Origin of the sequence: Sphingomonas jeddahensis, from assembly GCF_001981525.1 — a bacterium.
Lineage (GTDB): Bacteria > Pseudomonadota > Alphaproteobacteria > Sphingomonadales > Sphingomonadaceae > Sphingomonas > Sphingomonas jeddahensis.
The window spans coordinates 221660-230547 of record NZ_MPSB01000005.1; the positions used below are offsets into that span (position 1 = coordinate 221660).

Below are 8888 nucleotides of genomic sequence, written 5' to 3' on the forward strand. Positions count from 1 at the left end.
CTCACGCGAGTCGCTCCAGGGCGGGCACGAGCTCGTCGAAATGGTCGATGATCGCCTCGGCGCCGAGTTCCTCGACCGGCTGCATGAGAAAGCCGAAGCGGCAGGCGATCGCCGGCACGCCCGCGGCATGCGCGGCGGCCACGTCATAGATCGAATCGCCAACGAATGCGGCGCGCCCCCCGCCGGAGCGGCGGATCATCTCCTCGATCGGCGCGGGCGACGGCTTCGCCTTGCCGGGGCCAAGCGTATCGCCGCCGATCACGCAGGACAGGCGATCGAGCAGCCCGGCGCCGCGTAGCACCTCCAGCGCGAAGCCCTCCAGCTTGTTGGTGACCACCGCGACCTTCGCGCCGCGTGCCTTGATCGCATCGAGCGCGGCGATCGCGCCGGGGAAGGGGACGGAGTGGACGTAGAGGTTGGCGGCATAATGATCGAGCAGGATGCGGTGCAGCCGATCGAGCAACGCATCGTCGCTGCCGCCGGTCGCCGCGAGGCCCTGCGCGAGCATGTGGCGCGCGCCGCCGCCGATCATCGGCTTGATCGCCGCGACGGAGAGCGGCGCGCGCCCGTCCTGCGCCAGCGCGTGATTGACGGCCGCGGCGAGATCGCCGCTGGTGTCGAGAAGCGTGCCGTCGAGATCGAATCCGACAATATCGAAGGGGAAGTGCTGCATCGCCGCGCGCGGTGGCCGCTCGCTCTGGAATTGGCAAGCATGTGATGGCACAGGCGCGCCATGACGAGCCGTCCTCTCGCCGTGATCGTCCTTGCCGCCGGCAAGGGCACGCGCATGAAATCCGATACGCACAAGGTGCTGCACCCGATTGCGGGGCGGCCGATGCTGCTGCATCTGTTGGCGAGCGCGGCCGAACTGGCGCCCGCCAAGACGGTGGTGGTGGTAGGCGCCGGGCGCGAGCAGGTGGAGAAGGCGGTGGCGCCGCTGGGCGTGAGCGTGGCGCATCAGGCGGAGCAGCTGGGCACCGGCCATGCGGTGCAACAGGCGGAGGCGGCCCTGGCCGGCTTTGAGGGCGACGTGCTGATCCTCTATGGTGACGTGCCGCTTGTGACCGAAGCGACGATGCGGCGGATGATCGATCGACTGCATGGGGACGATGCGCCGGCGGTGGTGGTGCTCGGTTTCCGCCCCGCCGATCCGGCCGCTTACGGCCGGGTGATTGCGGACGCGGACGGGCGCGTGGACAGGATCGTCGAGTTCAAGGATGCGTCGCCCGAAGAACGCGCCGTAACCCTGTGCAATTCCGGGCTGATGGCCGTGCGCGGCGAGGATCTGTTCGCCTTGCTGTCGCGACTCGGCAACGCCAATGCGGCGGGCGAATATTATCTGACCGACCTCGTCATGCTTGGCGGGCAAAGCGGTCGCGGCTCGGCGGTGATCGAGACCGCCGCCGACGAGGTCGCCGGGGTGAACAGCCGCGCCGAGCTCGCCGCGGTGGAACAGGCGTGGCAGCAGGCACGCCGTCGCCGGGCGATGGACGATGGGGCCAGCCTGGTGGCGCCCGAGACGGTGTGGTTCAGCCATGACACGAAGCTGGGCCGCGATGTGCTGGTCGAGCCGAACGTGGTGTTCGGTCCTGGCGTGGACGTGGCCGACAAGGCGATCATTCATGCGTTCAGCCATCTCGAAGGGGCGAGCGTGGGCGAGGGAGCCTCGGTCGGCCCCTATGCGCGGCTGCGGCCCGGCGCGGTGATGGAAAAGGGATCGCGCGTCGGCAATTTCGTCGAGATGAAGAAGGCGGTGCTGGGCGAGGGCGCCAAGGCCAATCACCTGACCTATCTCGGCGATGCGGAGGTCGGCGCGGGCGCGAACATCGGCGCTGGCACGATCACCTGCAATTATGACGGATTCTTCAAGTACAAGACGGTGATCGGCGCGGGCGCGTTTATCGGCTCCAACTCGGCGCTGGTGGCGCCGGTGACGATCGGCGAGGGCGCGATCGTCGCGGCCGGTTCGACGATTACCGCGGACGTGGAGGGCGATGCGCTGGCGCTCGTCCGACCGCCGCAAACGGCCAAGCCTGGTTGGGCGGCCAAGTTCAGGAACGTGATGCGCGCTAAGAAGGAAGCCAAGTAAATGTGCGGAATCGTTGGTATCCTCGGCCAGGAGCCGGTCGCGGATCGCTTGCTCGACGGGCTCAAGCGGCTGGAGTATCGCGGCTATGACTCTGCCGGCATCTGCACCGTGCATGGCGGCGACTTCGATCGTCGGCGTGCGCCGGGCAAGCTGAAGAACCTGGCGCAGCGGCTCGCCGAGGAGCCGCTGCCCGGCGACAGCGGCATCGCGCACACGCGCTGGGCAACGCATGGCGCGCCGACGGTCGACAATGCGCACCCGCACATCGTCGGCGACGTGGTGCTCGTTCACAACGGAATCATCGAGAATTTCAAGCCGTTGCGCGACGAGCTTCTCGCCGAAGGTCGCGAGTTCAAGAGCCAGACGGACACCGAAGTGGTGGCGCATCTGATCGCGCGCGAGATCGAGCGTGGGGCGGAGCCGCGCGCGGCGCTGGCGGCGGTGCTGCCGCGCCTCCATGGTGCGTTCGCGCTGGGCGTAATGGTGCGGACGCATCCCGACCTGCTGCTGGGCGCCCGGCTCGGTGCGCCGCTGACGGTTGGCTATGGCGACGGCGAGAACTTCCTTGGCTCGGACGCGCTGGCGCTGGCACCGCTGACGCAGCGCATCGCCTATCTGGAAGAGGGCGATTGGGTCGCGATCACGCGCGACGAGGTCGAGATCTATGATCGCGACAACCAGCGCGTGACGCGGCCGATCGTCAATTCGGGCGCCTCGGGCCAGTTGATGGACAAGGGCAACCATCGCCACTTCATGCAGAAGGAGATCTACGAGCAGCCGGTGGTGGTGGCGCAGACGCTGCGTTCGTACCTCCGCCCGCTCGAGGCGCAGGTGGCGCTGCCCGATATCGAGTTCGACCTGTCGAGCGTCGAGCGCGTGGTGGTCGTCGCCTGCGGCACCGCGAGCTATGTCGGAATGATCGGCAAATATTGGATCGAGCAGCTCGCGCGCATTCCGGTCGAGGTCGATGTGGCGAGCGAGTATCGCTATCGTGACCCCGTCCTGCTGCCCAACACGCTTGGCCTCGTGATCTCGCAATCGGGCGAGACGGCGGACACGCTCGCCGCGCTGCGCCACATGAAGGCGGCCGGGGTGACGACCGGTGGCATCATCAACGTGCCCACCAGCTCGATGGCACGCGAGGTCGATCTGCTGCTGCCGACGCATGCCGGGCCGGAGATCGGCGTCGCGTCGACCAAGGCGTTCACCTGTCAGCTGGCGGTGATGGCGGCGCTGGCGACCAATCTCGCGCGCGCCAAGGGGCGGCTCGCCGACGAGGCGGACGTGGTGGAGCACCTCCAGCACGTGCCCGAGGCGATGAGCATGGCGCTGGCGCACGATGCGGAGATCGAGGCGATGGCGCCGAAGATCGCGGCGGCGCGTGACGTGCTGTACCTCGGGCGTGGCCCGGAGTTCCCGCTGGCCCTGGAAGGTGCGCTGAAGCTGAAGGAAATCAGCTACATCCACGCCGAAGGTTATGCGTCGGGCGAGATGAAGCACGGGCCGATCGCGCTGATCGATGAGCAGGTGCCGCTGATCGTCATCGCGCCGTCGGGGCCGCTGTTCGACAAGACGGTCAGCAACATGCAGGAAGCGCAAGCGCGCGGCGCCCAGGTCGTGCTGATCTCCGACGCGGAGGGGATCGCGCAGGCGGGCGAGAATACGATCGCGACGATCGAGATGCCCAAGGTGCATCCGCTGATCGCGCCGCTCGTCTATGCGGTGCCGGTGCAGCTGCTCGCCTATCACGTGGCGGTGGCGAAGGGGACCGACGTCGACCAGCCGCGCAACCTGGCGAAGTCCGTCACGGTGGAGTGACGATCGTTTCCCTCCCGCTTGCGGGAGGGGTTAGGGGAGGGCGTGTCCGCGAGCACGTCGTGCCGGCAGAGGACAGCCCCTCGCCCGACCCCTCCCGCAAGCGGGAGGGGAGAATAGCTAGTCGAAACCGCGTTGCAGGAAGCGTTCGGCGAGTGCGCAATGCATGGCGATGCCTTTGGCCATGACACTTTCCTCGATCGTCATCTTCACGTTGTGCAGCGGCGGGTTGGTGCGCGGATCGCTGCCGTCCGCCGCGACGCCGACAAAGGCCATAGCGCCGGGGATCTCGCGCAGCACGTAGGAGAAGTCCTCGCCGCCCATCATCGGCGCCGGCATCGGGGACCAGCCCTTTTCGCCCGAGATCGTGCCGGCGAGGTCGCGCATCATCGCGGTCGCGCGCGGATCGCAATAGGTGACAGGATAGCCTTCCTCGATCTGCGTGTCGGCGGAGCAGCCATGTGCGGCGGCGATGTCGCGGGCGATCTGGTGAAAGGCGGCACGGGCCTTTTCACGCGTGCCGTCCGACAGGGTGCGCAGCGTGCCCATCAGCTTCACCTCGTCGGGGATGATGTTGTGGCTACTGCCGGCGTGGATCTGCGTGATCGTCAGCACCGCGGGGTCGGCGACGGGGATGCGGCGGGCGACGAAGCTCTGCAGCGCGGTGACGATCTCGCAGGCGACGGGGATTGGATCGATGCAATCGTGCGGCATGGCGGCGTGACCGCCCTTGCCGCGGATCGTGGCGATCAGCGTGTCGGTGGAGGCGAGCAGCGGTCCTTCGCGGCCGACGAACACGCCGGCGGGTGCGTTGGGCGAGATGTGCAGCGCGAACGCCGCATCCGGGCGGGCGATGTCGAGCAGGCCATCCTGGATCATCCAGCGCGCGCCGTGATGGCCCTCCTCACCGGGCTGGAACATGAAGACGATCGTGCCGGGAATCTCGTCTCTGCGCGCACACAAGGCGCGGGCGGCGCCGGCGACCATCGCCGAATGCGCGTCATGGCCGCAGGCATGCATCGCGCCGGGGATCGTCGAGGCGAAGCCCAGCCCCGTTTCCTCGGTGAGCGGCAGCGCATCCATGTCGCCGCGCAGCAGCACGGTGCGGCTGTTGTCGCCCGTCCGGCTCTGCCCGCCGCGGAGGATCGCGACGAAGCCGGTCGTGGAGCTACTGTCGTGGATCTCGAGCGGCAGGCCAGTGAGCGCTGCCTTCAGCTTTTCGGTGGTGCGTGGGCAGTGGAGGCCGATCTCCGGCTCGGCGTGGATGGCGCGGCGCAGCGCGATCGTGTCGGCGAGTTGGGCGGTGCCGGCGGCGTGCCAATCGTGGCGGTTGAGGGGAGCGTTCATGAGCGGTCCTTTCAGGAGCCGCAGCGTAGAACGGTTTGAGGGAGAGGGGAAATGGAGTGTGGCGACAACCATGTTCGTCATCCCCGCGGAGGCGGGAATCCATAGACGCTGCCGTTCGCAATGGAGCCGGACGCTTAGCGGTTATGGATTCACGCCTGCGCGGGAATGACGGTGTGGTGGGAGGCGCGCTTACCAGGCGACCGCGATCTTGCCGAAGTGACTGCCCGATTCCTGGTGGCGGAAGGCGTTCGCCAACTCCTCCAACGCGAAGGTGCGGTCAATCACTGGGCGGATGCCGGTGGCGTCGAGCGCGCGCACGAACTCCTGCTGTTCCAGCCGGCTACCCACGATCAGACCCTGAAGTTTTGCCTGCTTCGCCATCAGCAGCGCCGTCGGCACCTCGCCGCTGACGCCGGTGAGTACACCGATCAGCGCGATATGACCGCCGATCCGCACCGCCTCGAACGACTGCGCCAGCGTGCCGGGTCCGCCGACCTCGACCACGATGTCGACACCGCGCCCGCCGGTGAGATCGCGCACTGTGCGGCCCCATTTCGGCTGCTCGCGATAGTTGATCGTGTGGGTCGCGCCGAGTTCCCGGGCGCGCGCCAGCTTCTCGTCGGAGGAGGATGTCACGATCACCTCCGCCCCCATCGCATGCGCGATCTGGAGCGCGTAGATCGAGACGCCGCCGGTGCCGAGCACCAGCACCGTGTCGCCGGCCTTCAGACCACCATCCACCACCAGCGCGCGCCAGGCGGTGAGGCCGGCGGTGGTGATCGTGGCCGATTCCTTGTGGCTCCAGCCGGCTGGCGCCTTGGTGAAGGCGGTGGCGGGCAGGACGACCGCGTCGCAGGCGAAGCCGTCGATCCCGTCGCCGGGCACGCGGCGGAAATCGCCGACCTGTGGCGGGCCGCCCTGCCAATCGGGGAAGAAGCCGGCGACGATATGATCGCCCACGACGAAATCTTCGACGCCGTCTCCGACCGCCTCGACCACACCCGCGCCATCGGCCATGGGAATACGGCCGTCTTCGGTCGGCGACTTGCCTGAGCAGACGAGATAATCGTGGAAGTTGAGCGAGCTGGCGTGAAGCGCGACACGGATCTCGCCGCGGCCCGGCTGCCCCGGATCGGGCCGCTCAGCGAGCGTCAGCTTGTCAAGGCCACCGGGCTTTGCGAGCGTCATCGCTCTCATTGCGGCGCGCTCGTGACAGCGGCGGCGGGGGTGCGTCGCGCCGATTTCACCGGCAGCGTTGGTTCGAGCATCTGGCCCTTCATGATTCCTTCTCCCTTGGTGGGTGAGGTCGGCATGTCCATGATGCGGTGGACGACATCCATGCCCTCCACCACGCGGCCGAATACGGCATAGCCGGGGGTGGTGGGCGTGGCGTCCATCGCTGGTGTGTTGCCGACGATGATGAAGAAATCGCCGCGTGCGCTGCCCGGTTCCGCCATCGCCATCGAGATCGCGCCATCGACATGGCTGAGCCCGGTCTTACTGGTCGGCTCATGCGCGATCGCCGGCAGGGTGCGCTTGGGATCGTTCTGCGTGCCGAACTGGATGAAGCCGTAGCGCGGTTCGGCCTGCACCTTCACCGTGCGGTAAAAGACCGTGCCGTCGAGCCGCTTGCCATCGACATATTTGAGGAAGTTGGCCGAGGTGACCGGCGCCTTCTGCGTTTCGATCGCCAGCACGATCGGTCCGGCTGCGGTGTTGATGGTGACCCGCGTCGTAGTGGCGGGATCAGGTGCCGGGGTCGGGGCCGGGGCGGGCGTCGGCGTCGGTACTTCCTGCGCCACGAGCGGCGTCGAGACGATCAGGGCGGCGGTGGCAAGGAGCATCCGCATCAGCCGAGCCTCGCGACCATGAGCGCGAGGCTGCTCGCCTCGCTGCCGGATAATTGTATCGTGTAGGAGCCGGCGGTGAGTGCGAAGTCCACCATCTTGCGCACCCCCGTGCATTTGGGTCCATGGCCATGCGCCGCCGCACTCAGCGCCTTGCCGTCGCGGACCAGATCGACCCATGCTTTGCCGCCCAGCGCAACGCGATAGGTGCCCGGCGCATCGATCGTCAGCGTCAGCGTTCCGCCATTCGCCGTCACCGCCTGAGGCGCGGGGCGCAGCGTGAGCAGATTAGCCGGGTGCAGCGACACAAGCACGGCCTGGCCGGGCACCACGCTGGCGCCACCGCCTGCCGTGATCCCCGCCGCCACCGGCGCTTGCTCGGACCAGCCGGAAAGCTCGGGCGGAAGCGCGACACGAACGTTGGAGCAGGTCGGGTCATGAGCCGGGTTCTGCGCCAGGGCCGGGGCGGCGGCGAGCAGCAGGGTGGCGGCAAGGGCTAAGCGCATAGGATGACTGTCCTTCCGATCTGACTGAGTTTCGACCCTAACGCGCGGCGCGAAGCATTGTCCCAACTGGTCGCGCGCCTATGTTCCAGCCGATGCTACGGCGCGCTGCGGCTTACCTCGCCTTGACGAACTTCAGCGTGAATCGATCGCTTTCACCGATGGCGGCATATTTCGCGCGATCCACGTCCTTCAGCGCGAAGGTCGGCGGCAGCGTCCAGACGCCATCGGGATGATCGTGCGTGTCCTTGGCATTGGCATTCACCGGGCTTTCGCCGGCGAGGCGGAAGCCGGCGGCCTGTGCCAGCCGCACCACGGTGGAGCGTTTGATGTAGCCGCTCTTCTTCTCCAGCGCGGTATCCATCGTCTCAGGCAGCCGGTGGTCGACAACGCCCAGCGTCCCGCCCGGCTTCAGCATGGTGTGGAATGCCTTGAAGGCTCGGGCGGCGACCTCCGGATCGTCGTTCATCAACAGATTGTGGACATTGCGAAAAGTGAGCACGACGTCGGCGCTGCCGGCAGGCACCGTGCTGGTGCCCGTCGCGCCGTCGATGGTCGCCACGGTGGCGGGACCGAACCACGCTTGTTTGCTGGCGAGCATCTTCTGCGTGCCCTCCACCCCGCGCGCGTTGACCAGCGCAACATAGCGGCCCTTGCTCTTCACCAGCGGCGCCAGGATCTCGGTGTACCAGCCGCCCCCGGGGCTGAACTCCACCAAAGTGTCGGTGGGTTTGACGCCAAAGAAGGCGAGCGTCTCGGCAGGGTGGCGATATTGGTCACGCTGGCGGTTGGCCTCGCTGCGCTGCGGGTCGCGAACCGCGGACTCGATCGCAGCGGAGGTCTTGCCGGCGGGCTGCGGCGCGCCTTGCGCGAACACGGGCGTGGCTGCGCTAGTGAGCAGGGCAGTCGCAATGGCGAAGGCGCGCATTATCTCTCTCCGGGACAGGGTCGTTCCTGATGGTGTGGAGGCAAGTGAATGGCGACGCAAGCGGTGCTGCTGGGGGCAGCGGCATCTTGCGCAGCGGCGGCGGTCGGCGCGGGGTGGGGCGATCATCGACGCGCGCGGCGGCGCGACCCGGATGCGGTGGGCTTTTTCGACTGGCGTACCGTGCAACTGGTCGCGATCGCCGCCGGGCTGGTGTTCATCGCACTGGCGATCCGGGGATGATGCTTGCCCTCGCCGTTGATTTAGGTCCGTTTCCGATACGCTAGCGCCACCATCTCGCGCCCGTCCGGTTATTCTCCGGGCATCGGAGCAAGCGGGTGGGGGGGCTGGCTATGCGGGGC

9 protein-coding genes are annotated in these 8888 nt (G+C 67.7%); 3 read left to right on the top strand and 6 right to left on the bottom strand.

The annotated features are described in order from the left end of the window. Window position 1 precedes the first annotated feature (1 nt). The gene (locus SPHI_RS07990; RefSeq protein WP_076744362.1) at window positions 2–673 is read right to left on the bottom strand and encodes an HAD hydrolase-like protein; all 672 of its coding nucleotides are present in this window, start codon (window positions 671–673) and stop codon (window positions 2–4) included. Window positions 674–733: 60 nt separating this feature from the next. On the opposite strand from SPHI_RS07990, the gene glmU reads away from it, so the two are divergent. Together glmU and glmS are read left to right on the top strand one after the other, a co-directional pair. Beyond that, a complete protein-coding gene (gene glmU, locus SPHI_RS07995) occupies window positions 734–2089 on the top strand; it encodes a bifunctional UDP-N-acetylglucosamine diphosphorylase/glucosamine-1-phosphate N-acetyltransferase GlmU (protein ID WP_076744363.1) in 1356 nt (451 codons plus the stop codon). Next, window positions 2090–3907 carry a glutamine--fructose-6-phosphate transaminase (isomerizing) gene (gene glmS, locus SPHI_RS08000; protein ID WP_076744364.1) on the top strand — a complete coding sequence of 606 codons (1818 nt, stop codon included), beginning with the start codon at window positions 2090–2092 and terminating at the stop codon, window positions 3905–3907. A 117-nt stretch (window positions 3908–4024) separates the two neighbouring features. Here glmS and SPHI_RS08005 read toward each other — a convergent pair whose 3' ends face one another. From SPHI_RS08005 to SPHI_RS08025, 5 genes are all read right to left on the bottom strand, one after another. Further along, window positions 4025–5251, bottom strand: a complete 1227-nt coding sequence (locus SPHI_RS08005; RefSeq protein WP_076744365.1) for a M20 metallopeptidase family protein — start codon at window positions 5249–5251, stop codon at window positions 4025–4027. Window positions 5252–5440: 189 nt separating this feature from the next. Beyond that, entirely contained in the window at window positions 5441–6448 is a 1008-nt protein-coding gene (locus SPHI_RS08010) for a zinc-dependent alcohol dehydrogenase family protein (RefSeq protein ID WP_076744366.1), read from the bottom strand. Further along, entirely contained in the window at window positions 6445–7101 is a 657-nt protein-coding gene (locus tag SPHI_RS08015; RefSeq protein ID WP_076744367.1) for a peptidylprolyl isomerase, read from the bottom strand. Before SPHI_RS08015 ends, SPHI_RS08010 begins: the two co-directional genes overlap by 4 nt. Then, window positions 7101–7604: a hypothetical protein gene (locus SPHI_RS08020; RefSeq protein ID WP_076744368.1), complete on the bottom strand. Its 504-nt coding sequence runs from the start codon at window positions 7602–7604 to the stop codon at window positions 7101–7103. The genes SPHI_RS08015 and SPHI_RS08020 overlap by 1 nt, the downstream gene beginning before the upstream one ends. A 112-nt stretch (window positions 7605–7716) precedes the next feature. Next, window positions 7717–8529 carry a class I SAM-dependent methyltransferase gene (locus SPHI_RS08025; protein ID WP_076744369.1) on the bottom strand — a complete coding sequence of 271 codons (813 nt, stop codon included), beginning with the start codon at window positions 8527–8529 and terminating at the stop codon, window positions 7717–7719. A 48-nt stretch (window positions 8530–8577) separates the two neighbouring features. Between SPHI_RS08025 and SPHI_RS08030 the strand changes: the two genes are divergently transcribed. Next, the gene (locus tag SPHI_RS08030) at window positions 8578–8769 is read left to right on the top strand and encodes a hypothetical protein (RefSeq protein ID WP_076744370.1); all 192 of its coding nucleotides are present in this window, start codon (window positions 8578–8580) and stop codon (window positions 8767–8769) included. Window positions 8770–8888 lie beyond the last annotated feature (119 nt).

Bases quoted from the DNA above. Each gene is read 5' to 3' on its own strand.
- glmS (WP_076744364.1), top strand. From the start codon at position 2,090: ATGTGCGGAATCGTTGGTATCCTCGGCCAGGAGCCGGTCGCGGATCGC.
- SPHI_RS08020 (WP_076744368.1), bottom strand. From the start codon at position 7,604: ATGCGCTTAGCCCTTGCCGCCACCCTGCTGCTCGCCGCCGCCCCGGCC.
- SPHI_RS08005 (WP_076744365.1), bottom strand. From the start codon at position 5,251: ATGAACGCTCCCCTCAACCGCCACGATTGGCACGCCGCCGGCACCGCC.
- SPHI_RS07990 (WP_076744362.1), bottom strand. From the start codon at position 673: ATGCAGCACTTCCCCTTCGATATTGTCGGATTCGATCTCGACGGCACG.
- glmU (WP_076744363.1), top strand. From the start codon at position 734: ATGACGAGCCGTCCTCTCGCCGTGATCGTCCTTGCCGCCGGCAAGGGC.
- SPHI_RS08010 (WP_076744366.1), bottom strand. From the start codon at position 6,448: ATGAGAGCGATGACGCTCGCAAAGCCCGGTGGCCTTGACAAGCTGACG.
- SPHI_RS08015 (WP_076744367.1), bottom strand. From the start codon at position 7,101: ATGCGGATGCTCCTTGCCACCGCCGCCCTGATCGTCTCGACGCCGCTC.
- SPHI_RS08030 (WP_076744370.1), top strand. From the start codon at position 8,578: ATGGCGACGCAAGCGGTGCTGCTGGGGGCAGCGGCATCTTGCGCAGCG.
- SPHI_RS08025 (WP_076744369.1), bottom strand. From the start codon at position 8,529: ATGCGCGCCTTCGCCATTGCGACTGCCCTGCTCACTAGCGCAGCCACG.